Source organism: Amycolatopsis sp. NBC_00348, from assembly GCF_036114655.1.
GTDB lineage: Bacteria > Actinomycetota > Actinomycetes > Mycobacteriales > Pseudonocardiaceae > Amycolatopsis.
Genome location: NZ_CP107994.1, coordinates 3811442 through 3836327, shown reverse-complemented (window position 1 = coordinate 3836327; position 24886 = coordinate 3811442). Strand labels below are relative to the sequence as shown.

The 24886-nt window shown below is 72.4% G+C and carries 20 protein-coding genes and 1 pseudogene; 12 read left to right on the top strand and 9 right to left on the bottom strand.

Annotation, left to right across the window (positions count from 1 at the left end):
• Positions 1 to 461: 461 nt before the first annotated feature.
• Complete coding sequence (locus OHS58_RS16425) at positions 462 to 1712, bottom strand: helix-turn-helix domain-containing protein (protein WP_328648859.1); 1251 nt, start codon at positions 1710 to 1712, stop codon at positions 462 to 464.
• 145 nt (positions 1713 to 1857) lie between these two features.
• Here OHS58_RS16425 and OHS58_RS16420 point away from each other — a divergent pair, with 145 nt between their 5' ends.
• Both OHS58_RS16420 and OHS58_RS16415 read left to right on the top strand, forming a co-directional pair.
• Complete coding sequence (locus tag OHS58_RS16420; RefSeq protein WP_328648858.1) at positions 1858 to 2328, top strand: DUF1905 domain-containing protein; 471 nt, start codon at positions 1858 to 1860, stop codon at positions 2326 to 2328.
• A 9-nt stretch (positions 2329 to 2337) separates the two neighbouring features.
• Positions 2338 to 2955, top strand: coding sequence for a YdcF family protein (locus tag OHS58_RS16415; protein ID WP_328648857.1), 618 nt, complete (start codon positions 2338 to 2340; stop codon positions 2953 to 2955).
• On the opposite strand, the gene OHS58_RS16410 is transcribed toward OHS58_RS16415, so the two are convergent.
• The 4 genes from OHS58_RS16410 to OHS58_RS16395 all read right to left on the bottom strand — a co-directional run bounded on the left by OHS58_RS16410 (position 2956) and on the right by OHS58_RS16395 (position 6104).
• Positions 2956 to 4119: a serine hydrolase domain-containing protein gene (locus OHS58_RS16410; protein WP_328648856.1), complete on the bottom strand. Its 1164-nt coding sequence runs from the start codon at positions 4117 to 4119 to the stop codon at positions 2956 to 2958.
• 73 nt (positions 4120 to 4192) lie between these two features.
• Positions 4193 to 4549 (bottom strand): putative quinol monooxygenase, encoded by a 357-nt coding sequence (locus OHS58_RS16405; RefSeq protein WP_328648855.1) that lies wholly within the window; start codon positions 4547 to 4549, stop codon positions 4193 to 4195.
• Complete coding sequence (locus OHS58_RS16400) at positions 4546 to 5301, bottom strand: MBL fold metallo-hydrolase (protein ID WP_328648854.1); 756 nt, start codon at positions 5299 to 5301, stop codon at positions 4546 to 4548. The genes OHS58_RS16405 and OHS58_RS16400 overlap by 4 nt, the downstream gene beginning before the upstream one ends.
• Positions 5302 to 5318: 17 nt before the next feature.
• Positions 5319 to 6104 (bottom strand): alpha/beta fold hydrolase, encoded by a 786-nt coding sequence (locus tag OHS58_RS16395; RefSeq protein ID WP_326953825.1) that lies wholly within the window; start codon positions 6102 to 6104, stop codon positions 5319 to 5321.
• A 94-nt stretch (positions 6105 to 6198) separates the two neighbouring features.
• On the opposite strand from OHS58_RS16395, the gene OHS58_RS16390 reads away from it, so the two are divergent.
• Both OHS58_RS16390 and OHS58_RS48740 read left to right on the top strand, forming a co-directional pair.
• Positions 6199 to 6621, top strand: coding sequence for a MarR family winged helix-turn-helix transcriptional regulator (locus OHS58_RS16390; protein ID WP_328648853.1), 423 nt, complete (start codon positions 6199 to 6201; stop codon positions 6619 to 6621).
• A 77-nt stretch (positions 6622 to 6698) separates the two neighbouring features.
• On the top strand, positions 6699 to 7214 hold the full coding sequence (locus tag OHS58_RS48740; RefSeq protein ID WP_442875564.1) for a 5'/3'-nucleotidase SurE: 516 nt from the start codon (positions 6699 to 6701) through the stop codon (positions 7212 to 7214).
• Positions 7215 to 7232: 18 nt separating this feature from the next.
• Here OHS58_RS48740 and OHS58_RS16385 read toward each other — a convergent pair whose 3' ends face one another.
• Positions 7233 to 7883, bottom strand: a complete 651-nt coding sequence (locus OHS58_RS16385) for a GOLPH3/VPS74 family protein (RefSeq protein ID WP_328648852.1) — start codon at positions 7881 to 7883, stop codon at positions 7233 to 7235.
• Positions 7884 to 8052: 169 nt separating this feature from the next.
• On the opposite strand from OHS58_RS16385, the gene OHS58_RS16380 reads away from it, so the two are divergent.
• The gene (locus tag OHS58_RS16380) at positions 8053 to 11436 is read left to right on the top strand and encodes a TM0106 family RecB-like putative nuclease (protein WP_328649820.1); all 3384 of its coding nucleotides are present in this window, start codon (positions 8053 to 8055) and stop codon (positions 11434 to 11436) included.
• Between the two features lie 60 nt (positions 11437 to 11496).
• Here OHS58_RS16380 and OHS58_RS16375 read toward each other — a convergent pair whose 3' ends face one another.
• Positions 11497 to 12138 carry a TetR/AcrR family transcriptional regulator gene (locus OHS58_RS16375; protein ID WP_328648851.1) on the bottom strand — a complete coding sequence of 214 codons (642 nt, stop codon included), beginning with the start codon at positions 12136 to 12138 and terminating at the stop codon, positions 11497 to 11499.
• A gap of 52 nt (positions 12139 to 12190) precedes the next feature.
• On the opposite strand from OHS58_RS16375, the gene OHS58_RS16370 reads away from it, so the two are divergent.
• The 6 genes from OHS58_RS16370 to OHS58_RS16345 all read left to right on the top strand — a co-directional run bounded on the left by OHS58_RS16370 (position 12191) and on the right by OHS58_RS16345 (position 21851).
• Positions 12191 to 13009, top strand: coding sequence for an SDR family NAD(P)-dependent oxidoreductase (locus OHS58_RS16370; protein ID WP_328648850.1), 819 nt, complete (start codon positions 12191 to 12193; stop codon positions 13007 to 13009).
• Between the two features lie 28 nt (positions 13010 to 13037).
• Positions 13038 to 13652: a class I SAM-dependent methyltransferase gene (locus tag OHS58_RS16365; RefSeq protein WP_328648849.1), complete on the top strand. Its 615-nt coding sequence runs from the start codon at positions 13038 to 13040 to the stop codon at positions 13650 to 13652.
• Positions 13645 to 13995, top strand: a complete 351-nt coding sequence (locus OHS58_RS16360; RefSeq protein ID WP_328648848.1) for a TraR/DksA C4-type zinc finger protein — start codon at positions 13645 to 13647, stop codon at positions 13993 to 13995. Before OHS58_RS16365 ends, OHS58_RS16360 begins: the two co-directional genes overlap by 8 nt.
• A gap of 146 nt (positions 13996 to 14141) precedes the next feature.
• Positions 14142 to 18053, top strand: coding sequence for a family 78 glycoside hydrolase catalytic domain (locus tag OHS58_RS16355; RefSeq protein ID WP_328648847.1), 3912 nt, complete (start codon positions 14142 to 14144; stop codon positions 18051 to 18053).
• 104 nt (positions 18054 to 18157) lie between these two features.
• The gene (locus OHS58_RS16350; protein WP_328648846.1) at positions 18158 to 21466 is read left to right on the top strand and encodes a glycoside hydrolase family 3 C-terminal domain-containing protein; all 3309 of its coding nucleotides are present in this window, start codon (positions 18158 to 18160) and stop codon (positions 21464 to 21466) included.
• Between the two features lie 88 nt (positions 21467 to 21554).
• Entirely contained in the window at positions 21555 to 21851 is a 297-nt protein-coding gene (locus tag OHS58_RS16345; RefSeq protein WP_328648845.1) for a hypothetical protein, read from the top strand.
• Here OHS58_RS16345 and OHS58_RS48735 read toward each other — a convergent pair.
• Positions 21758 to 22168, bottom strand: a pseudogene (locus tag OHS58_RS48735) (class I SAM-dependent methyltransferase); the annotation flags it as partial. The gene OHS58_RS16345 and the pseudogene OHS58_RS48735 overlap by 94 nt on opposite strands.
• The gene (locus OHS58_RS16340; RefSeq protein WP_328648844.1) at positions 22113 to 22649 is read right to left on the bottom strand and encodes a GbsR/MarR family transcriptional regulator; all 537 of its coding nucleotides are present in this window, start codon (positions 22647 to 22649) and stop codon (positions 22113 to 22115) included. The pseudogene OHS58_RS48735 and the gene OHS58_RS16340, both read right to left, overlap by 56 nt.
• Before the next feature lie 149 nt (positions 22650 to 22798).
• Here OHS58_RS16340 and OHS58_RS16335 point away from each other — a divergent pair, with 149 nt between their 5' ends.
• Positions 22799 to 24541 (top strand): sigma-70 family RNA polymerase sigma factor, encoded by a 1743-nt coding sequence (locus tag OHS58_RS16335; RefSeq protein WP_328648843.1) that lies wholly within the window; start codon positions 22799 to 22801, stop codon positions 24539 to 24541.
• The last annotated feature ends 345 nt before the right edge of the window (positions 24542 to 24886 follow it).

Below are 24886 nucleotides of genomic sequence, written 5' to 3'. Positions count from 1 at the left end.
GCGGCCGGGTGACCAACCCCGGCCGCCACGGCCCGTTCACCCCTGGGCGACGTCGACCGGCCGGGTGCCGCGCAGGGCGAGCTGTTTGTCCGGCCGCTAGGCGGGGTCATTCAGGCGGTCGCCGAGGCGGGCTCGGTCAGTTGGTTCGCGGCGGTGGGTTTACACCCGGGGCCATTCCGGCGGGCGCCCGGCCGCGCACCGCGGGTGCATATCCCGGCGTTGGGTGAGTTTGTGGACCTGGCCGCCACGGCCCGTTCACCCCTGGGCGACGTCGATCGGCCGGGTGCCGCGCAAGGCGAGTTGCATGTCCAGCCGCTGGGCGGGGTCGTTCAGGCGGTCGCCGAACAGTTCCGTCAGCTGGTTCGCGGCGGCGGGCTCACACCAGGGCCACTCCGGCCGCGCGCCACGGGTGCATGTCCCACCGCCGGGCGGAGTTCGTGGAGCCGGTCATCACGGCCCGTTCACCCCTGGGCGACATCGACGGGCCGGGTGCCGCGCAGGCGGTGGGCGTGGAGCGCGAGCTGCATGTCCAGCCGCTGGGCCGGGTCGTTCAAGCGGTCGCCGAAGAGTTCCGTCAGCTGGTTCAGCCGGTAGCGGACCGTCTGCGGGTGGATCTTCAGCACCTCCGCGATCTCCGGCGTGCTGCCCCGCGACTCCAGCCACGCCATCAGCGTCTCGCCGAGGCGCTCCTGCTGCTTCGCGGTCAGGCCGACCAGCGGGCCGAGGACCTTGCGGCTCAGCTCGGTGAGCAGAAAGTCGTCGTGCATCAGCCAGACCGTGCTCAAGTGGTCCGTGCTGTGCACCACCGGGTGAGGGTCGATCACCCGCTGCCGCATCAGCTGCAGCGTCCGGCACGCCCAGCTCAACGACGTCGCCGCGTCGGCGAGTGGCACCCGCGGCCCGACCGCCAGGAGCCAGCCCTTCAACGCCGGCTGCAGCAGCCGCAGGTCGCGCTCCAGGTTGGCCGACACCAGGCACGGCTGGGTGCTCTCCAGGTCGACCAGGACGTCCGCGTGCAGCGGCAGGCCCTGCAGGTCACCGTGCTGGTCGTCGGGGGATTCCAGCGCCACGGCGTTGACGTGCTCCGGGAGCTTCCACTCGGCCGCCTTCGCCGTGGCGGCGATGCTCTGCGGGGACGACGGCGGCGTGGCCAGGATCAGTTCCAGCAGCCGCCGCCGGCGCCGCTCGAGCGTGCCCGCGGCCTTCGTCTGGGCCACCGTGTACCCCTCGACCGAGTACGACGAGATCTCCTCGATCACGGCGAAGATCGCTTCGGCGCAGACGCACAGCAGCGGCGTGGGCATGCCGGTGCGCTGGCCCCACGCCGCGATGTAGCGCCACGCGGCCTGGCCGCCGACGCGGTAGGAGGCCTGCAGCGAGTCCAGGCTGCCGCCGCCCTTGTGGACGCCGCGGCCCACCTCGCGGAACATCGCCCCCCACTTGTCCTGAGTGGACGGCCGGCCGCCGATGCTGTCGATCGAGCCGATGACGGCTTCCTCGATGGCCTTGATGATGACCGAGCCGAAGCCGCCTTCCAGCGGCTTGGCGTACTCGGGCACCTCGCGCTGGATCGCTTCGAGGATCTTCTTGCCCAGGTTGTCCGTGTGCGGCCGGAACCGCCGCGCGACCTCGCCGGGCAGGGACACCCACAGCGTCCGGGCCTGGCTGCCCGTCTCCGGCGCCGGGCGTCCTCGCTCCGCCGGCTCGTTCATGTCGAAGCTCCTTCGCTCCACTGCCCCGTTTGCCATGCACTCACGCGCCGGGCGCGGACGCAAAACAGCCCGGACCGGCTGAGCCGGGGTGATGAATCCGGGGGACGCGGTTGTGCGCGGCTGCTAAAGACGCGACGATCGGGGCATGGGTGCTCAGCGGTTCCGCGCCGTCATCGCCGCAGGCAGCCGGGGTGCCGGCGTCATTGAGGTGCCGTTCGACCCGGACGAGACGTGGGGCGCGAAGGCCGACCACCCGGTCGGTGGCACGATCGGCGACCGCCGCGTCCGCGGCAGGCTGGCTCCCGGCGACACCGGATGGGCACTGACCGTGACGCCGTTGTGGCTGCGCGACACCGCCGTCGCGATCGGCGACGAGGTGACCGTCGAACTCGCCCCGGAGGGCCCGCAACGCGGTGACCTCGCCGAAGACCTCGCCGCGGCGCTGGCCGCCGACGCGGCGGCGGCCGCGTTCTTCGACACGCTGGCGCAGTTCTACCGCAAGGCGTACCTGCGCTGGATCGACGGGACCAAGGGCAAGCCGGACGTCCGCGCGGCCCGGATCGCCGCGGTGGTCGGCCTGCTCGCCGACGGCGTCAAGGAGCGCCCTCGGCCGTAGAGTCGCCGCATGCGACGAAGGACCGGACTGGCGCTGGCCGCAGCCGCGGTCCTGGCCTGGGGCGAGTGGCTGAATTGGCGCTGGTCCCACGCGCTCGTCGGACGCGGTGCGGGCGCGTCCGAAGCCGTGGTCGTGCTGGGCTACCGGAACCCGCAGCCGACGGCGAACGTCGTCAACCGCTGGCGGGTGCGCGCCGGAATCCGGTCCGCGGCCGCTGACACCCGCGTGATCTTCAGCGGTGGCCCCACCGGCAACGGAGCCGCGGAGGCCCGGTTGATGGCCGACTACGCGAAGGCGGTGCTCGAGTTCGACGGCACCGTGCTCCTCGAAGACCGGAGCGCGACGACCTGGGAGAACATCACGAACGTGCTCCCGCTCCTCGAGGACGTCGACCGCATCAAGCTCGTCTCCCAGCCGGCGCACGCGCTCAAGGCCCGGGCGTACTTGCGGCGGCAGCGCCCGGATCTCGCCGAGCGGCTCGTGCGAGCGGACGACTATCGCCTCGGTGAGTGGCTGCTCGGCAAACCCCTGCTGGCGCTCTACGGGTTGTGGACGCTCCGCAGGCTCACGGCCGGCGAACGGAAGGTCGCGCCCGGGCCGGAAACCCGGCCCGGGCGCCCTGGGTGATCACCGGCAGAACGCGGTGTCCACAGTGGCCACGACGGCCTTCGCCGCCTGGTCCGCGTCGCCGAACGTGCCCGGCAACGCCGTCACCGCGAGCCCGACCGAGCGGCCGTCGTCCGTGGTGCCGCCCCGGGTTTCGTACCCCTCGATGTCACCGCCGTGGCCCCAGTACGCGCCGCCGCAGCTGAGCGGGACGCGGAACAGCCCGAGGCCGTAGCGCCACCCGGGCAGCAGCGGCGCGTCGACCGTCTTGCGCATCTCGGCCAGCTGCGCGGGCGGGAGCAGCCGGCCGTCGAGCAGCGCGCGCGAGACCTGCGCGAGGTCGCTCGGCGTCGAGATCAGCTGGCCGGCCGCGCCGCCCCAGGACGGGTCCATCTCGGTGGCGTCGACGATCGTGGGATCGGTGAACGTGCGGGTCGCGTAGCCCTGCGGGTGGGGTCCGTGGATGGTCTGGTCCCCGGGCTGCGGCCAGTAGGTGTGGCGCAGTCCCGCCTTCTTGATGACGCGCTCGGTGATCTGCTCCTGCACCGGGCGTTCGGTCACGCGCTCGATGAGCAAACCCGCCAGGAGGTAGTTGGTGTTGCTGTACTCCCACTGCGTGCCGGGCGCGAACTTCGCCGGGTGGGCGAGGGCCGCGGCGAGCAGGTCGTGGGGCTGGAAGAACTTGTGCTGGATCTTCCCGAAGTCCTCCAGTCCGATGTACTCGGTGTAGTTCGGCAGCCCGCTGGTGTGCTGCAGCAGCTGCCGGACGGTGATCTTCGTGCCGTCGATGCCGTCACCGCGCACCACGCCGGGCAGGTACCTCTCGATGGGCGCGTCCAGCTCGACCTTGCCCTCGGCCACGAGCTGCAGGACCACGGTCGCGGTGAACGTCTTGGTGTTGCTGCCCGCCCGGACCTCGCCGTCACGCGGCACCGGGACCTGGCTGCCGAGCCGGGCGGAGCCGGAGACCAGCGACGTCGTCCGGCCGTCCTTGGTCACGGAGGCGAGCGCGGCGGGGAACTTCTCCTGGCTCACCAGCGAGTCCAGGCTCTGCTGGACTGCCGAATTCGGGGGCTGGACCGCCGGCTTCGGGGGTGGGCCCGCCGCGGCCGCCGTCGTCAGGGCGGCCCCGAGTGCCCCCGCCACCGTCAGCACCACTACGCCCTTGCGCACCGTCGTCTGCATCAGCTCTCCTTCGCCGAACCGGATTCGATGGCCCAATGCTGGTCGAACCCGGCACGAAGATCAGTAGCGCTGCCTACCGGACCCCGGGTAGTGCAGGCGCTACCTCGACGAGCTGCACGAGCGCCCCGGCGTCGGAAGTGCTGTGCTGGGCCAGTTCGGTGAAGAAGTGCGCGACGTGCCCGGTGGCCAGGTGCACGCGGAACGCTTCGGTGTCGTCGTAGATTTCGTAGAGGTAGAAGACGCCGGGGTTCGCGACGTTCCGGAACGGCCGGAACTCTCGGCAGCCCGGCTCGCCCCGCACCGCGGTGGTGAGCGTCGCGATGGCGGCGGCGAGCTGCTCCTCGTGACCGGGCACCGCCCGGACGACGGCGACCATGGGCCGTTCGCCGGGCGGGAGGTCCGCGCCGACCTCGGGCATGAACTCCCTCACGGGACCAGCACCGGGATGCCGGGCAGGACCAGCCGGACCTCGATCTCCGGCGCGAGCCGCGCGACCGCGTCGGCGTAGTGGCGGGGATCCTGATCGCCCTTGGTGATCATCCGGTCGCCCAGCTGTCCACTGTGGAACGCGTAGTGGTGCGGCACGGCCAACGTCGGCTTCAGCGCGGCCGTCAGCCCGGCGGCCTCTTCGGCGTCCATCACGACCTGCTGGAGGTTCAGCGGCCGGATGCACAGGCCGTTGGTCGGCAGGATGGCCAGGTCGACGTGCCCGAAGCGCTCCGGGATGGTGTCGAGCTCGGGGACGCGCAGCGAGTCGCCGCCGAAGAACACCGTGCGGCCGCCCGCCTGGATCACGAAGGTGACCTCGTGGACGCCGTGCTTGCCCGGTGTCGCGGTCACGGTCAGCTCGCCGACCGTGGTGGCTTCCCACGCCTCGACGACGCGGACGTCGCGGAAACCCTTGTCCCGCGCGATGGTCGCGACCGTGCCCGGCCCGATCAGCGGGGTGTCGAGGTCGAAGCCGCCGGCGACGAGCGCGTCGAGGTCGCAGTGGTCGTAGTGCTCGTGGGTGACGACGACCGCGTCGAGCCGGCCGAGGTCTTCGACGCGGGAGAAGACCGGTTCGCCCTGGTAGTAGGTGGCGGTCTGGGTGAACCACGGGTCCGTGAGGACGCGGAGCCCGCCGATGTCGATCAGCTGGCAGGCGTGCCCGATCCGGGTCACGCTCAACGAGGTGCTCATGCGGTTTCTCCTTGCGGTCAGTTGCCGAGGTCGAGCAGGGCGCCGAGCAGCTCTTCGGGCGTCTCGAGCTGGGGGAGGTGGCCGCTGCGGGGGAGCAGGGTGAACTTCGCCATCGGGATCGCGGCGGCGAAGGCGCGGCCGTAGTCCGGGGTGACGATGCCGTCGCTCTCGCCCCAGATCACGTGGACCGGGATGTCGAGGCCGCCGAGCCGCTTGGCCAGCGTCGGGTCGGCCATCGCCGCGCCGGTGTAACCGAGCAGGGCGACGACGTCCGGGCTCGGGCCGGTGGCCCCGGCCGGCGGCACCGGCGCCCGGCTCGGGTCGTGCCACGACAGGGCCCGCAGCTCTTCCGGGGTCAGGCCCCGGACGTCGGTCACCGGGTGGCCGTCGACCTCGACGCCGACGCCGTCGACGATCACCGCGCCGCTGACGCGCGGGCTCTCGAGCAGGGCGATCTCGGCGGCCAGCCAGCCGCCGAAGGAGTTGCCGAGCACGGTGACGTCGGTGAGGTCGAGCTCCTCGAGCATCGTGACGTAGAGCTTGGCCAGCTCGGCGACGGTGGTCAGGCCGTCGGCCTTCGGGGTGCCGCCGAAGCCGGGGTGGGTGGGCAGCAGCACCCGGGAGTGGGTGCGCTCGGCGAGCAGGTCGGCGAAGCCGGCCATCGTCGCGACGCCGCCACCGCCGTGCAGCAGCAGGAACGGCCGGGTGCGGTCGCGGTCCTGGAGCGTCACCTCGGCGGTGCCGAACGTGTGGGTCCCGGTGCGGACGGGCCGGAGCGAACCGGCCGGGGAGAGCGTGGTCATGGTGCCTTCTTCGGTCTCGGTGGGGCTTACCTAAGGAACCTTAGATCAGCTTCCTTAGATAAGCAAGCTGTCCCCGATGAGTTAGGGTGAAGACATGACGTATCCCCCGGCAGAGGTCGCACTGGCCGTGAAGCGCCTGCAATACCGTCACCACCGCGCGCTGAGCCGGGCACTGGCGCCGCTGGGGCTTTCCCTCGTGCAGTGGGACACCTTGCGCCACCTGCACCGCGAGCCGGACGCGTCGCTGCACGACCTCGCCGTGCTGACCTTCCAGACCGACCAGTCCTTCGGCTCCCTGGCCACGCGGATGGCGGACCGCGGCCTGATCGAGCGCGTCCCCGGACCCGGCCGGGCCGTGCGGCACCGGCTCACCGAGGAAGGCGAGCGCCTGCGCGCGGAAGGCCAGCACCTCGCGGACGGCGTCGTCGGGTCCTCCTTCGGGGACCTGTCGGCCGCCCAGCTCGACCAGCTGGGCGGGCTCCTGGACCGCGCCCTCGGCCCCGACCCGACCGCGTAGGCAGGTATCTCTGGGCGCACAGCTGGGATGTCGCCGTCGCGGCTCCGGCCCAGGAAGCGAGCGGCACCAGCGCGGGACTGACCACCGCCGCGGGAGACACCCGGCGGGTCGCGGTCGAGCGGCGGGAGGTGCCGGGCCTGGCCGGTGTTCCGGTACACGCGGCCGCCGCGCACCAGGGGCTCATCGCCCTGCCGGCGGCGTGGGGCGTTCGGCGAGCCGCCGGAGGTGGTGCTGTCGGGAGTGCACCTCGCGCGAACATCGGCCGCGCGGTCCTGCACTCGGGCACGGTGGGCGCGTCGCTGACCGCGTCCCTGCACGGCGCCCGCGAGCTGGCCGAGTCGCTCGACGTGGCCCTGGACGACGAAACCGACCCGCACTGGGACACCGCGGTCGCCGCCTGCCGGTCCGCCGAGGCGAGCCGGGCTGGCCGAGTCCGGCACCGTACGAGTCCACGTCGAGGACACCGGCGACGGCACGATCGCGCTGTCGGCCGAACTGGCCGAGGATTATCTGACACCGGGCAGCGATGCCGCGCTGCTGGCCGAAGGCCACGCGACGATCACCGCGCTGCGCTCGGTCGCGGAGGACCCTGACCTCGTCTGGTGACGCTCTCAGGCGGCCGCCGCCGAGCGGCGGGCCGCCACCGACCAGATCAAGCCCTTCCGCAGTCCCGGTAGCACCGTGTCGACGTGGTCGGCGATCGCCCGGAACGCCTTCCGGTGCGCGCGCCGCTCCTTGGGCGTGAAGACGGTGTGGACGTCGCCGTTGGCGGCGAACAACGCCAGGCTCGTGTCCTCGATGGCCACCCCGGCCGGGTCGTGCCCGCCCAGCACGGCGTTCCGCACGCGCTCGCGCAGCGTCCGGGCCCGGTCGGGATCGGTCACCGTGACGCGGCGGACCGGGAACAGGCCGAGCGCCCGGCGGCGCTCGACCGCGAGGGCGCCGGCCGCTTCGAGCTGGTCGCGGACGGCGGCTTCGGCCTGGTGCCAGTCGCGGTCCAGGACGCTCGCCCAGCGCCGCGGCCGGTCCTGCGGGACGCCGTCGAGGACCTGGGCGAGAAACGGGTCGTCCGGGGTGCGCGCGGCCTGCGGTGTGCGGCCGGCCTTGCCGTCGAGGTCCTGGAGGAGCCCGCCGAGGGTCAGCTCGGCCACCGCGGCCGCCCGCAGCAGCGGCCCGCGGGCCAGCACGCTGGCCGGGTCGAGCCGGTTCTTGTCTCCGTCCCAGCACAACAGGTACATCCGCTGGGGCAGGGGCTGTTTCATGACGCTCCTCGCGGGTCGGCGCGGACACCTCGGCCGAACAGGAATACCCCGGCGGCCACGTTTCCGACCGCGTCGAGGCCATTCGTCACCGGAATGCGCGGCCCCGGGGTCGGCGTGTCGGGGCCGGTGTGGTCCGACCGGGTGTATCGCCGTGTCAGACTTCGCGGCGATGTACACCCCAGCCGATCTCGCCGACCTGCTCGAATGCGAACACCGCAGCGTCCTGAACCAGGCGCTGGCCGCGGGCCTGCCGGGCGCGCCACGGCCCGGTCCGACACCCGACGAACAGGGCAGCAGTGCGGCGGAGACCATGCTCGCCGGGTTCCGCGCCGAAGGCCGCGCGGTGGTCGAGATCGACGTCCGCGACCTGGCCGCCGCCGCGAAGGCGACGGAAGCGGCGTTGCGGGACGGCGCCCCGGTGATCCACCGGGCCGTCCTGCACGACGGTGAGTTCTCGGGTCGCGCGGACTTCCTGGTCCAGGACGGCGAAGGCCGCTACGAGGTCTACGACGCGAAGCCGGCCCGCCAGGCGAAGCCCGCCGCGGTGGTGCAGCTGACGGCGGTCGCGGACGCGCTGACCCGGGCCGGCCGGCCTGCCGGGCCCCACCTGCACCTGCGCCAGGCCGACGGCGGCACCCGCACCCTGCGCGTCGACGACTTCCGCCCCCTGGTCGGCCGCCTGCGGACCCGGCTGCGCGGCCGCGCGCCGAGCCTGCCCGCGCAGCTGTGGGCCGACGACCGCCCGGCCTGCGCGAGCTGCGGGTTCGCCCAGCACTGCACGTCGGCCCGGGAGGCCGACCGCGACCTCTCGCTCGTCGCCGGGATGCGCGGCGACCAGCGCCGCAAGCTCGTCGCCGCCGGGCTCGGCTCGATCGACGCGCTGGCCGCGGCCGGGCCGGCCGACCGGCCGCGCGACCTGTCCGTCACGGCGTTCGCGGCCCTGCGCGCCCAGGCCGCGCTGCAGGTCCGGCAGGACAAGACCGGCGACGTCTCCTACGAGATCGTCGAGCCCGGGGTGCTGGCCGAGCTGCCGGCCCCCGCGCCGGGCGACGTCTTCCTCGACCTCGCGGGCGATCCGCACGCGCTGTCGGGCGAGGGCCTGGAGTACCTCTTCGGCGCGGTCACCACGGAAGGCGGTCAGGCGTTCACGCCGTTCTGGGCGCACAGCCGCGCCCAGGAGAAGCGGGCGTTCGAGGAGTTCGTCGACTTCGCCGAGGCGCGCGTCGCCGAGCACCCCGGCTCGCACGTCTACCACTACGCGCCCTACGAGGTCACCGCGATCAAGCGGCTCGCGGCGGTGCACGGCACCCGCGAGGAAGCCGTCGACCAGCTGCTGCGCGGCGGCGCGGTCGTGGACCTGCACGCCGTGGTGCGCAAGGCGTTGCGCGTGTCCCAGCGGTCCTACTCGATCCGCTACCTCGAAGCGCTCTACATGCCCGGCGCGCGCGAGGGCACTGGGAAGACCGCGGTGTCGGACGTCGAGGCGTACGAGGAGTACCTGGCGCTGGCCGGGGAACCGGAACGCGCCGGGGAGATCCTGCGCGGCATCGCCGACACCACCGAGTACGACTGCGTCTCGACGCTGCGGTTGTTCGAGTTCCTCCACCAGATCCGCGCCGACGCCGGGATCGACCTCCCGGAGCCGGTCGAGGAGTCCGCCGAGGACGCGCTGATCCGCCAGACCGAGGAGGACGTCGCCGCCGAGCGGCGCGCCGAACGGGCCGCGCAGCTGGCCGCGCTGGTCGACCCGCTGCTCGACGGCCTGCCCGACGACCCGGGCGCTTTCACCCCCGACGAACGCGCCCGCGCGCTGCTGGCGGCGTCGGTCGGCTACCACCGCCGCGAGACCAACCCGGCGTGGTGGGAGTACTTCCGGCAGCTGGCCGCGCCGCTCGGCGACCTCGAGGTCGACACCGCCTGCGCGGTGCCGGTGGCGCTGGACGCGGGGGAGTGGGTCCCGCCGGCCGGGCGCGTCCGCAACGCGAAGCGGACGCTGCTGCTGACGTGCGACCCGGACCGGCCGCACCCGTTCGCGCCGGGCGACGACGTCCGGCTGCGCTACGGCGCCACCGCCCGCGACGCCAAGGTCGTCGCCGCGACGGCCGTGGAACTGACCCTCGAAGAGAGCTGCCCGCCCGACGCCACCACCGGCGACCGGCCGACCGCTGTCCTGCCCGGCAGCCCGGTGCGGCCCTCGCCGAAGGACGAGGCCGTCGCCGATCTCGCCCGCTTGGTGGTCGACGCGCTTCCGGTGCTGCCACGCCATCCCGGCGTCGACCTGCTCCGCCGGACACCGCCGCGGCTGCTCGGCGGCGCCGCGCTGCCGGAGCCGGGCGACGACCTGGTCCGCACGGTGATCGAGGCCGTCGACGAGCTGGACGGCTCGGCGCTCGCCGTGCAGGGGCCGCCGGGTGCGGGCAAGACGTACCTCGCCGGACGGCTGATCGCCCACCTCGTGCGCGCCGGGCGGACCGTCGCGGTGACGTCCAACAGCCACAAGGCCGTGGAAAACGTGCTGAGCGCGGCGATGAAGAGCGCGCCCGAGCTGCCGTGCGCCAAGCGCGCGAAGCGGACGCCGGACCCGGCCGCGCCGTGGGACCAGCCGAAGAGCAACCCGGCGCTGGTGAACTGGCGCCTGGAGCACGACAACGGGCACCTGGTCGGCGGGACGGCGTGGACGTTCGCCAACGCCGCGATCCGCGAGGAACCGTTCGACCTGCTGATCATCGACGAGGCCGGCCAGTTCGCCCTCGCCGACGCGCTCGCCGTGTCGATGTGCGCCAGGAACGTCCTGCTGCTGGGCGATCCGCAGCAGCTGCCGCAGGTCGTGCAGGGCACGCACCCGGCGGGCGCGGAGGCGTCGGCGCTGGGGCACCTGATCGGCGAGGCCGACATCATGCCGCCGGCGCTGGGCTACTTCCTCGACGAGACCCGCCGGATGCACCCGGCCGTGTGCGAGCCGGTGTCGAACCTGTCCTACGCCGGGCGCCTCCACGCCCACCCCTCGGCCGCCGAGCGCGCCATCGAGGGCGTCGACGCGGGCCTGTACCTGGCCGAGGTCGACCACCACGGCAACACGACCCGCTCGGTGGAGGAAGCCGCGGCCGTCACGGCGATCGTCGCCGGCCTGCACGGTCGTTTGTGGACGGACCACGGGACACCCCGGCCGCTGGGTGACGCGGACATCGTCGTCGTCGCGCCGTACAACCTGCAGGCGCGCACGGTGACGCGGGCCTTGGAGGAAGCCGGGTTCCCCGGCGTCCGGGTCGGCACGGTCGACCGGTTCCAGGGCCAGGAAGCGCCGGTGGTGATCACCACGATGACGTCGTCGTCGGCGGTCGACCTGCCGCGCGGGCTGGACTTCCTGCTGTCGCGCAACCGCCTCAACGTCGCCCTGTCGCGGGCCCAGGCGCTGGCGATCCTGGTGTGCTCACCGAGGCTCGTCGAGGCCGACATCCGAACGGTGGACCAAATGCGGCTGGTCGCGGGCATGATCGGCCTGATGACCGGCGCGGGCCCTTGGCCGGTCACGCCACCGTCGGCAAGTCCGTGAATGCCACATCGAGGGACACTTAGTCCCTCGATGTGGCATTCACGGACTTCGGCGGGCTGATCACCGGGTGGCGTTGCGGAGGCCGGCTTCGGCGAAGGCGACCACCTCGTCGACCAGGCCGGACAGCTCGCTCGCCGCGGACTGGGCCTTCGCCTGGCCTTCCCGGGTCACGTAGATCTCGCGCAGGCCGGTAACGACCGTGGCGGCGGCGAGGCGGGGGAGCAGCGCGTCCGGCGGCCGGCCGATGTCCTCGCCGATTCCCGTGGCCACCAGGAGTTCGAGGTCGCGGTAGCCGGCGCGGGCGCGGCCGCGCAGGTCGTCGTCCTCCATCAGCAGTCGGGCTCGCAAAGCTCGGCGGCGCCACACCTGCGCGGGGTCGGCCTCCTGCTCGAGGTCGCTCGCGTCGAGGGCGCGCATGGTCGCGTGCATCCAGTCGCGCAGCGCCTCCAGCGTGCCGGCTGCCCGCTCGCGCAGGTGCCGGCCGAGGGACTCGGGGTCGAACGGGTCGTCGGCGAACAGCAGGTCGTCCTTGGCGGGGAAGTGCAGCGTGACCGTGCGGGTCGCGACGTCGGCGCTCGCGGCGATCTGCGCGATCGTCGTGTCCCGGTAGCCCTGGCTCGCGAAGAGCTCCAAGGCCGCTTCCTGGATGCGGGCGCGGGTCAGGGCCTTCTTGCGCTCACGGCGGCTGTCTCCGGCGATCATGCCCGAACACTACCACCCGGCATATTAATGCAGTCCGTGCTACTGTTACGTCATGACGCAGCAAACTGAGAAGAAAAGCTGGTTGATCACGGGAACGTCGAAGGGCTTCGGCCGCGAATGGGCCGAAGCGGCGCTCGAGCGAGGTGATCGGGTCGCGGCCACCGCGCGCGACGTCGAGAGCCTGCGCCCGCTGGTCGAGCGCTTCGGCGACGCCGTGCTGCCGCTGCAGCTGGACGTCACCGACCGCGCGGCGGCGGTCGCGGCCGTCGAGGCGACGGTGGCGAAGTTCGGGACCCTGGACGTCCTGGTGAACAACGCCGGTTACGGGCACTTCGGCATGGTCGAGGAGCTCACCGAGGCGGAGATCCGCGCGGAGCTCGACACGAACTTCTTCGGCACGCTCTGGCTGACGCAGGCCGCGCTGCCGGTCATGCGCCGGCAGGGGCGCGGCCGGATCATCCAGGTCACCAGCGAGGGCGGCGTCCGCGCGTTCCCCGGCATCGGGGCCTACCACGCGTCGAAGTGGGCGGTGGAAGGGCTTTCGGAGTCCCTGCGGCAGGAGGTGACGGCGTTCGGGATCGACGTCATCTGCCTGGAGCCCGGCCCGTACCGGACGGACTTCGGCGGCGCCAGCGTCCGGACCAGCGCTCCGAACGCGGACTACGACGCCGTCCGCGAGGCGGGCCGGATCGAGTGGGACCTGGGCGATCCCCGGGCGACCCGCGGGCCGCTGCTGCAACTGGCCGACACCGAGAAGCCGCCGAAGCGGGTGTTCTTCGGCAAGTCCCTCGCCGCGGTCGAAGAGGAGTACCGCGAGCGCCTGGAAACCTGGCGCGAGTGGGAACCCCTCGCCCAAGCGGCATTCGGCTGAACCGCCGGGTTCGTGGTTCGCTGGGGGTATGACGAAGGCGGAGCGGTGGCGGCGGTACTGGGACCGCAAGTCCGCGACCTACGACGCGGAGATGGACGTCTGGGACCGCCGCCTCTTCGGCGACTCGCGGGCGTGGGTGTGCGGGCAGGCGTCGGGTGACGTGCTCGAGGTCGCCGTCGGGACCGGCCTCAACCTGCCGAACTACCCCGCCGGCGTCCGGCTGACCGGCCTCGACCTCAGCGCCGGGATGCTGGACCTCGCTCGGGTCCGTGCGGAGAAGCTCGGCCGCGCGATCACGCTGAAGCAGGGCAGCGCGCACGAACTGCCGTTCGCCGACGCGTCCTTCGACACCGTCGTCTGCACCTTCGGCCTCTGCGCGATCCCGGACCACGCGGCCGCGGTGGGGGAGATGGCCCGGGTGCTGCGGCCCGCCGGCCGGCTGATCCTGGTCGACCACGTCGCGAGTTCGGTGTGGCCGGTGCGGGGGATGCAGTGGCTGGTCGAGCTGGCCAGCGTGCCCCTGGCCGGCGAGCACTTCCGGCGCCGGCCGCTGAAGGACGTCGAGGCGCTGGGGCTGGTCGTCGAACGGCGGGAGCGGTTCAAGGCGGGACTCGTCGAGCGGCTGGTCGCCCGCCATGGATGAGCGCGTCGCGACGGAGCTGATCGCGCGGGCCCGTACCGAGACCGAGCGGCTGGCCGCCTCGCTCGCGCGCCAGCGCGACGGCATCGTCGAGGCGTCGGAGTTCACCAGCAACGACGACGAGCACGACCCGGAAGGCGCCACGATCGCGTTCGAACGGGCGCAGGTCCAGGCGATGCTGCGGCAGGCGCAGGACGACCTCGCGGACCTCGGCCGGGCCGCCGAGCGGGTGCGCGCCGGCACGTACGAGACCTGCGAACGCTGCGGCGGCCCGATCGCCGAAGAGCGCCTCGCCGCCCTCCCGGCGACGCGGATCTGCATCGCCTGCGCGAACAAGAAGCGCTGAGCTGATCGAGTGTCTTCTTCGACATCATCCGGACAGGAATGACGCCGTTTCTTGTTTCGCCGCCAGGATGGTTGTAGACAGTCCCTCGGCTGATTGAAACGTTTTTATGGCGTCAGGAGACGTTCATGCGCCGGTCGGGAACCTCGATGAAGAGACGGGCCGTCGTCGTCGCGCTCGCACTCGCCGCGGCGGTCGTGCCCGCCACGACCGCGAGCGCGGAACCGGCGCACGGCGGCCCGCTGCCACCGACCGCGCTGCGGGCCGACGGCCAGGCGGCGAACGTCCTGGCCGGCAGTCCGCGCCCGACGCTGGCGTGGACGGTCAACGACGCCGGTCGCGCGGAAACCCAGACGGCGTACGAGATCCGCGTCGACGGCCCGCGGTCCCACTGGGACTCCGGCCGGGTGGTTTCGGGCAACTCGGTCGATGTCGCCTATACCGGGCCGGCGTTGGACAGCGACCGCACCTACGAATGGTCGGTGCGCACCTGGAACAGCGAAGGCCGGCAGTCGCCGTGGTCGGCGCCCGCCCGCTTCGACACCGGCCTGCTGCAGCCGGCCGACTGGTCCGCCTGGTGGCTGCAGGTCGACGACGGCGCGCTCGTCCGCGGCGGCTTCGACGTCACCAAGCCCGTCGCCCGCGCCCGGCTGTACTTCGGCGCGCAGGGCGTGGCCGAACCACACCTCAACGGCGCCCGCGTCCAGCCCCAGCAGGTGCTCGACTCCGCCGTCACCGACTACGCCGCCCGCGTGCTCTACCGCGACCTCGACGTCACGAAGCTGCTCAAGCCCGGCCACAACGCGCTCGCGTTCATGGCCGGCAAGGGCCAGTACACCGGCCGACCCGCGCTCGTCGCGCAGGTCGACGTCACCTACACCGACGGCTCGACCGCGCGGTTCGGCACCGGCACCGACTGGAAGGCCCACGCCGGCCCGGTGACCGGCGACGACTTCTACTACGGCGAAACCTACGACGCCCGCAAGGAGATCGCGGGCTGGGACACCGCCGCGTTCGACGCCGGCGCTTGGCCCGCGGCGCACGCCGTCGCCCCCGCGTCCCACCGCCAAAGTCTGGCGCAGGGCAAGCCGGTGACGGCCTCGGACACGACGACCTGCTGCGGCTGGTCCCCGGCGGCCGCGACCGACGGCATCGACGGCTCGATCGACGCGTCGGAGGGCTACCACTCCGCCATCGAATCCAGTGCCGACAGCACGAAGTGGGCCCAGGCCGACCTCGGCTCGGCCCAGAAGATCGGCTCGGTGACGCTGTTCCCGGCGCGCCCGACCAACGACACCTCGGGTGACGTCATCGGCGCCGGTTTCCCGGTGCGCTACCGGGTCCAGGTCAGCGACGACCCCGCGTTCGCCACCGCGACGACCGTCGCCGACCGCACCGACGCCGACCAGGCCAACCCCGGCACCGCGGCCGTCACCCTGCCCGCGAACGTCACCGGCCGGTACGTCCGGGTGACCGCGACGAAACTCGCCTGTGTCGGCACGAGCTGCACCTTCCGGCTGGCCGAGATCGGCGTCTACAGCCCGAGTCCCGCCGTCGTCAGCAGCGGCGTCACCCAGCTGCAGGCCGACATCACCCCGCCGACCCGGATCGTCGCGAACCACGACCCGGTCAAGGAAACCCGGCCCGCGCCGGGCGTGCGCGTCTACGACTTCGGCCAGAACCGCACCGGCCAGGCGACGCTGCGGGCCGCGCAGCCCGCCGGGACGACGGCGTCGCTGAAGAAGGGCGAGATCCTCGACGCGACCGGCCGCGTCTCGACCGCGAACATCAGCTTCAACGGCTCCGAGCCGGCGCGCCAGACCGACCACTACACGTTCAGCGGCACCGGCACCGAGACGTACCTGCCGCACTTCAACTACGCGGGTTTCCGCTACGCCGAGCTGACCGGCGTGCCCGACGACGCCGCCGTCACCGTGACCGCGCAGGAGATCCACACCGATGTCGCCGCGACGGGCCGGTTCGACACCTCGGACCCGGGGCTCGACCAGATCCAGGCCGCCGTCACGCAGACCCAGCTGAACAACCTCGAGTCGATCCAGATGGACTGCCCGACCCGGGAACGCCACGGCTGGCTCGGCGACGCCGCCGACTCCGACCAGGAGGCGATGGCCAACTTCGACATGCAGGCGTTCTACACGAAGTGGCTCGGCGACATGGTCACCAGCGCCGGCGCCGACGGCAGCCTGCCGTCGGTCGCGCCGGTCAACGGCCGCACCGACTGGCTCACCGACCCGGCGTGGGGCACCGCGTACCCGCAGATCATCTGGGACTCCTACACCCAGTACGGCAACGCGCAGCTGCTCGCCACGCACTACGACCACGTCAAGGCGTGGGTCGACTACCTCGGCACGATCAGCGACGCCGACCACGTCGTCGTCAACCCGCCGACGTCCTGGGGTGACGACTGGCTCTCGACGGTCAGCACCCCGCACGGCTACTTCCAGACCGGCTTCTCCTACTTCGACGCGCAGCTGCTCGCGAAGATGGCCGCAGCATTGGGAAACCGGGCCGACGCCATTAAGTACAACGCCCTCGCCGGGCAGATCGCCACGGGCTTCCTGAAGCGCTTCTACTCCGCAGACACCGGCGTCTTCGGCACCGGGACGCAGCTGTCCTACGCCCTGCCGCTGGTGTTCGGGCTCGTCCCGGCCGGCCGCGAGCAGTCCACAGTGGACCGCCTGGTCGCCGACGTCGCCGCGCACCAGAACCACGTCACGACCGGCTTCGTCGGCACCACGCTGGTGTTCCAGGCGCTGGGCAAGTACCAGCGCAACGACGTCGCGCTCGCGATCGCGCAGCGCACCGACTACCCGAGCTTCGGCTACATGGTGAACCAGGGCCCCGGGACGATCTGGGAGAAGTGGGACAACTCCTCGGCGCCGGACGGCACGTCGTCGAAGGACCACATCGGGCTCGGCGGCGCGATCGGCCAGTGGTTCCAGCAGCAGCTCGCCGGGATCCAGCCCGGCACCCCCGGCTGGCGCGAGTTCACCCTCGCGCCCGCCGTCGCCGGGAACCTCACCCACGTGACGGCGCAGCAGCAGACCGTCCGGGGGACCGTGGTCAGCGCTTGGCAGCGTGACGGCAGCACCCTCACCTACCACGCCACGATTCCGGTCGGCGCGAAGGCGACGATCCGGCTGCCGCTGCTCGGCGGCAAGCAGTCGTCGGTGCGGGAGAACGGCCGGACGATCTTCGCCGACGGCCGCGCCGCCCAGGCCGACCCCGGCCTGACGGTCGGCCGGGCCGACGACGAGACGCTCACCCTGACCGCCGGTTCGGGCGACTACACGTTCACCGTGACGCCGCCGCGCACGCCGTTCACCCGGCTCGCGCTCACCGCGGGCGCACCCGCCGCGCTCACCGCGGGCGGCAGCGGTGACGTCCCGGTCGTCGTCGAGGGACGGTCCACTGTGGCCGGTCAGGCGACCCTCGGCGCGCAGGTGCCCGCGGGCTGGACCGTGACGGCCACCCCGGCCGGGATCCCGTTGACCCCGGCCACGTCCGAGACGCCGGGTAGTGTGCGGATCACCGTGCCCGCCGGGGTCAAGAGCGGGCTGTACCCGGTGACGCTGACCGTGAAGCCGCCACGCGGCGAGACGGTGAAGACGACCGTGAACGTGCCCGTGTTCGGCAGCTGGGCGAGCGGCACGACGGCGTCGGCGTCGAGTGAGCACGCGCCGAACGTCGTCAACGGCGCCACCCGCACCTACCTGGCGTCGAACGCCATCGACCACGACCTCGCGACCTTCTGGAACGACGACACCGACAGCCGGTACCCGGACACGCTCACCGTCACGGCGCCCGCCGCGACCACGCTGACCGGCGTCGGCTTCGCGTCCAACCCGGACGGTGTGCCGACCGACTTCACCGTGCAGACCTGGGACGGCGCGCAGTGGGCCGACCAGGTCCACGTGACCGGCAACACGGCCGTCTACCGGTGGATTCCGTTCCCGGCGCCGGTGACCACGACCCAGGTGCGGATCGCCGTCGCGGCCGCACAGAACAGTTTCTCGAGGATCGCGGAGGTGACGCCGTGATACGGCGTGGAGCAGCCCTGATCGCGGCCGTGCTGATCACCGGCACGACCTTCCCCGCAGCGGCGGAGGCCGCACTCGCACCACTTGACGCAGCATGCCCGTGGGTGGGGTCCCACGCGCCCGTGGACAAGCGGGTCGCGCAGGTGCTCGGACAGATGACCCTGGACGAGAAGATCACGATGGTGCACGGCACCGCCGCTGGCGGCGGCTACACCGGCCGCGTCGCGGGCGACGACCGGCTGTGCATCCCGTCGCTGAAGATGGAGGACGGCCCGCTGGGGGTGAACCTGGGCAACACCACCCAGCTGCCCGCCGCGTCCGCCGTCGCCGCGTCGTTCGACGCGGGGCTGGCGAAGACCTACGGGTCGGTGATCGGCGCCGAGGACAAGACGAAGGGCGTCGACGTCGACCTCGGCCCGACCATCAACATCGTGCGTGACCCGCGCTGGGGCCGCGCGTTCGAGTCCTACAGCGAAGATCCGTACCTGGCCGGGCAGATGGGCGCGGCCGACATCGACGGCGTCCAGTCCCAGGGCGTGATGGCGCAGGTGAAGCACTGGGCCGTCTACAACCAGGAGGAGAACCGCAACACCACCGCCGACAACGCGGTGATCGACGACCGGACCGTGCACGAGATCTACGCCAGCGCGTTCGGGAACGTCGTCGCCAAGGCCAAGCCGTCGTCGGCGATGTGCTCGTACTCCTCGATCAACGGCACCTACGCCTGCGAGAACCCGTACCTCAACGATATCCTGAAGCAGGACTTCGGCTTCGACGGCTTCATCACGTCCGACTGGGGCGCCACGCACAGCGCGGCCCCCTCGGCGAACGCCGGGATGGACATGGAGATGCCCGGCCAGGACTTCTTCGGCACCACGCTGAAGACGGCCGTCCAAAGTGGACAGGTGCCGCAGTCCCGGCTGGACGACATGGTCACCCGCATCCTGCGCGAGGAGTTCCGCTTCGGGCTGTTCGACCACCCGTCGCCCGACACGCTCGACGCGGCCGCGTCGACCGCCGCGCACCTCGCGGTGGCCAAGAAGGCCGCCGAAGACGGCACGGTCCTGCTCAAGAACGACGGCTTGCTGCCGCTTGACGCGCGCAAGCTGCACTCGGTCGCGGTGATCGGCGACGGCGCGGGCAAGAACACGCTCAGCTCCGGCGGCGGCAGCGCGCACATCGCCGGCACCGGCACGGTCACGCCGTTCGACGGCATCAAGGCCCGCGCCGGCGCCGGCATCGACGTCGAGTACGCGCAGGGCAACCTCGGCGCGGGCAGCGCGCTGCCCCCGATCGAGAGCAGTGCGCTCAAGCCGCCGTCGGGGACCGGCAGCGGGCTTCAGGGGGACTACTACGCGAACACCGACTCGTCCGGGACGCCGGTCGTGACCCGCACCGACCCGCAGGTCGCGTTCACCTTCAGCGGGGCGCCCGCGCCGGGTGTGCCCGCGACGAACTTCTCGGCCAAGTGGACCGGCACCCTCACCGCGCCCGCGACCGGCACCTACACCCTCGGCCTGACCAGCGACGACGGCAGCCGCCTGCTCGTCGGCGGCCAGCAGGTGATCGACAACTGGGGTGACCACGGCGCGCAGACCAAGACCGCGCAGGTCCCGCTCACCGCGGGCCAGCCGGTCCAGGTCGAGGTCGACTACTACCAGGGCGGCGGCGACGCCTCGGTCAGCCTCGGCTGGCTGCCGCCGGGGGAGGACCTCGTCGGTCAGGCGGCCGCGCTCGCCGCGAAGTCCGACGTCGCGGTCGTCTACGCCAACGACTACGAGTCCGAAGGCGGCGACCTCGAAGACATCGACCTGCCCGCCGACCAGAACAAGCTGATCGACGCCGTCGCGGCGGCCAACCCGAACACGGTCGTCGTGCTCAACACCGGCTCCGCGGTGACGATGCCGTGGCTGGCGAAGGTCAAGGGCGTCTTCGAGGCGTGGTACCCGGGCCAGGAGGCGGGCCACGCGATCGCGTCGCTGCTCTTCGGCGACGTCGCGCCGTCCGGCAAGCTGCCGGTGACGTTCCCGACGTCGCTCGGCCAGGTGCCCGCGTCGACGCCGGAGCAGTGGCCGGGTGTCGACGGCAAGGTCCAGTACTCCGAGGGCCTCGACGTCGGCTACCGCTGGTACGACCGGAAGAACCTGACTCCGTTGTACCCCTTCGGCTTCGGGCTCTCGTACACGAACTTCCGCTTCTCGAACCTGAAGGTGGACGGCGACACGCTGCGCGAGAACGGCCGGCTCTCGGTCAGCGCCGACGTCACCAACACGGGCGCGCGGCGCGGTGCCGAGGTCGCCCAGCTGTACCTGAGCGATCCGGCGTCCACCGGGGAGCCGGTCAACCAACTCAAGGGCTTCCAGAAGGTGGATCTCCAGCCGCGCCAGACGCAACGGGTGCGGTTCGAGCTGACCGCGCAGGACGCGTCGTACTGGAGCACCGACGCGCACGCGTGGGAACTCGGCGTCGGCCGGTACACCGTCCGCGTCGGCGACTCGTCCCGGAACCTCCCGCTGTCGGGCGGTTTCCGCGTCGACCACACCACCGGGCCGAGGTTCACGAAGGTGGCCGCGCCCGCGATCGCGGCGCCCGGCAAGACCCTCGCGGTGACGACCACCTTCACCAACGGCGCCACCGAAGCCGTGCACGACGCCGTGACGACTCTGGCCGTCCCGGCGGGCTGGAAGGCGACCCCGCGCACCCCGGCGGTCGTCCGGACGGTCCGGCCGGGGGAGTCGGTGCCGACGACCTGGGCGGTGACGGCCGGCGCTTCGGCGGCGCCCGGCCCGGTCTCGTTGTCCGCCACCACCCGGTACTCCGGTGGCGTCGTCCGGGGAACGGCGTCCACGCAGGTCGCGTACCCGAACCTGGCGGCGGCGTACACGGACGTCGGCGTCACCGACGACGCGGATCCGGCGCCGGGCAACCTCGACGGCGCGGGCTTCAGCTTCTCCGCCCAGGCCCTGGACTCGGTGGGCGTCCACCCCGGCGGCTCGGTGACGAGCGGCGCGGCGACGTTCACCTGGCCGGACGTCCCGGCGGGCCAGCGGGACACGGTCACGACGGCGGGCCAGAGCGTCAGCCTCACCGGCTCGGGGACGGCGCTGAACCTGCTGACCACCGGCACGAACGGCACCCAGAGCGGCCCCGTCACCGTGACCTACACCGACGGCACGACGTCCACCTCGACGCTGACCGTCGCGGACTGGTACGCCAACCAGGCCGTGGCCGGCTGCGTGCTCGTGGTGACGACGCCGTACTGGAACCGCCCTGCGGGAAGTACGTACCCGCACGACCAGAAGGTGAGTCTCTACGCGGCTTCCGTGCCGCTGACGGCGTCGAAGCAGGTCGCGTACGTGACGCTGCCGTCGAACAAGCAGCTGCACGTCTTCGCGACGGCGTTCACCGCGTGAAGCCGTAGCGCAGGAACCGCCGGTCTGGTGCCCGCCGATCAGGTCGACGGCGGAGCGCTCGTCGAGCAGCCGCAGCGGTGGGTGCTCGGTGGCGAAGGCTTCCGGCGCGGGCATCGCCCAGCGGAAGCCGGTGTCCGCGCGGCGCATCGAGGGCTGCAGGCCGGCGATCGTCTTGACCCACGGCGCGACGCCGTCGAAGACGAGACGGCCGGTGGGGAAGTGCCGCAGCGCCCGGTCGACGAGCCGGTCCACGTCGTCCGGGGCGAGGTACATCAGCAGCCCTTCGGCCAGCACCAGCGCGGGCCGGTCGGCCGGGATCTCGTCCCACCACGCGTCTTCGGTGACCGACGAACCCACCGTGCGGACGCCGTCGATCGGTCCGTAGAGGCGTTCCCGCAGTTCGATGACGTCAGGGTAGTCGACGTCGATCCATTGCGCGGTCGCCGGGCGGTCGATGCGCAGCGGGCGGCTGTCCAGGCCGCACGCCAGGTGCAGCACCAGGCCGTCGGGGTGGCCGGCGAGGAAGTCGCGGGTCCAGGCGTCGAACTGGCGGGCGCGGGTGGCGATCAGGGGCGCGTTGCCCTTGAGGTTGCCGAGCCGGCCGAAGTCGTAGTCGATCCGGTCGACGACGTCCTGCGCGAACGGGTCACCGAGGATCGGCGTCGCGCGGCGGTTGTCGAGGGCGCGCAGGTACAGCGCCATCAGCAGGGTTTCCTTCTCCTGGCTCAAGCGGACCTGTTCGGTCATCGGGGTCTCCGTTCTCCGGCGGCCGCAGGAGCGAGCCGACCCAGTGGTAGACGGATTGCGCGGCGCGCAGCCGGGACGCGCGTTCGGCGTCGCGGCCGACGAGGTCGAGGCCCTGGTGGAGGACGTCCTCGAAGGCGCTCATGCCTTCGATGCGCCGGCGGACGGCGGTTTCCCAGCCCTGGTCGTCGAGCCGGTAGTAGGCGGTCCGGTCACCGGCGCGGGTGTAGCGGCGGACGAGCCCGGTGGCGGTCAGGGAGCGGATGTTCGCCGTCATCGACGCGCGGCTCGCCTTGATCCCGGCGGCGATGTCGGCCGCGGACTGTTCGGCGGGCTCGCAGATCATCAGCCAGCCCAGGATGCGCCCGGTGATCGGCGGCAGCCCTTCCTGGCGCGCGAAGAAGGCCGAGACCTGCTCGATCCAGGCTTCCTCGTTCACCCGCGTCTCCCTCCAGTCATTACAGTCATGACTGTAACACGCATCGAATGTGACCCGGCTCACTCGCGGACGAAGTTTCTGTGATCCAGGATGGTCGGGCCCGGTCTCCTGGTCGTACGGGAATTCGTCGGCGGAGTGAGGGTGTGGACGTGATCGGTCAGAAGCGGCTCGAGCAGGTGGACGTGTCGCAGGTGGTCGCCGCGCGGGCCGGGGACAGCACGGCGCTCGACGCGCTGGTCGCGGCGTACCTGCCGCTGGTCTACAGCATCGCCGGCCGCGCACTCTCGTCGGACGCCGACGTCGACGACGTCGTGCAGGAGACGATGCTGCGTGTCCTGCGGGGCATCGAGACCCTGCGCGAGCCGGCCAGGTTCCGGTCATGGCTGGTGGCCGTCACGATCAACCAGATCCGCGAGCACCACCGCCGCCGAAGCGCGGCCCCGGACCCACTGGCCGAGTACGACGAGCGCCCAGATCCCGGCGCCGAGTTCGCCGAGACAGCGTTGGCCCGGCTGCACATAGCGGAGCAACGCCGAGAGGTCGACGAGGCGGCCCGCTGGCTGGACCCGGCGGACCGCGAACTGCTGGCCCTGTGGACCCTCGAGCGCGCCGGGCACCTGACCCGCACGGAGGTGGCGGAGGCCCTGCGCCTGGACGCCCACCTGGTGACGGTCCGGGTGAGCAGGCTGAAGACCCGCTTGGAGACGATCCGCCCGTTGGTGCGCGCCCTGACGGCCGAGCCGCGGTGCGCCCGCCTGGACCAGGCATCATCGGGCTGGTCGGGCCGCCCGGGACCGTTGTGGCGCAAGCGGTTCCTGCGGCACGTGGAGGAGTGCGGGCGTTGCCGCCGCGAGACGGACGATGCGGTCCCGGTGGACCGGATCCTCACGGGCGCGGCCCTGCTGGTGCTCCCGGCCGGGTACTTGCCACAACTACTGGCGAACCTGTGGGACGTGGTGTCGGGACCGGCGGTAGGCGGCCCAATCGCGGCCGGCGGAGGTGCCGCCGGAGGTAGTGCGGCCGGCGGCGGTGCCGGTAGTGGCGCCGCCGCCGGAAGCGGCGTGGCCGCGGGTGCCGGCGCCGGGAGTGCCGCGAGTGCCGCAGCCGGGGTCGGCGCGACGGCGGGTGCCGGTGCTGCCACGGCGGGCAGTGCCGTGGCGGCGGGTGCGCTCGCCCGATTCCTTGCCACGAAACCCTTCCTCGCGGCCGCCGGTGCGGCCATCGTCTGTGCTCTCGGCGTGGCCGGGGCCGTGGTTCTCTCCCCGCACGGCCAGCCGGTCCAGCCGCCGGCCGCGTTGTCCGGGGGCACATCCGAGCCCGCTCCGGCGCCCGTGACCGAACCCGGCACGACCGCCGCCTCGAGCTCCGTGCCGGTGGCGAGCACCTCGGCGCCGGCGTCCACGCAAGCGAGTTCGACGCCGACGGCCGCCGCGCCTCCGCCGCCGAGTTCGGCGAAGCCTCGTGTCCTGACGCCGGAGGAACGGGTCCTCGCGCTGATCAACGACCAGCGCGCCGCCGCGGGGCTGCCCGCGCTGCGGATGGATCCCGCACTGGTCACCGGCGCCGCGGCGCACAACCGGGTGATGGCCGGCGGGTGCGGACTGTCGCACCAGTGCCCCGGCGAGGCCCCGCTCGGCGACCGCGAGCACGCGGCGGGCGCGCAGTGGACCTCGGCCGGTGAGAACATCGGCACCGGCGGCCCCGTCGCCGACGCGACCGACCCGATCGCCCGGATGGCCCTCGGCCTGACCCAGAGCATGATCGACGAGAAGCCGCCCAATGACGGCCACCGCCGCAACATCCTGAGCACTTCCTTCACCCGCATCGGCATCGTCGTCACCCGCGACTCCCACGGCTCGGTCTGGCTGACCCAGGACTTCGCCGGCGGCTGACGCGGGTGCCTTCGAACCGGCGAAGGCACCCAAGCTCCCCGGCGGCCCCAGCGGCCTTCCGGTGAACCCGGCTGGCCGCAATTCCGGTGCCCCGGCGACCCCGTCAACCCGGCCGGGCGAGACCCGGCGAATTCAGCTACCCGCCGAATCCAGTGCTCAGCGATGTGGCGGCTCAGCGAACCTTCGGCGGCCGGCCCTCACCTTCGCGACCTCCGTCCTTTGTAGACCGGCACGTGCGCGCGACCAAACGGCGTCCTCCTGATGGAGCAACGCCTCTTAGTCGTAAATTTACTCATCCATGTCAAGTTCTTGCATGTTGTCTCCCGGTTGTTGCATGCTCGTACG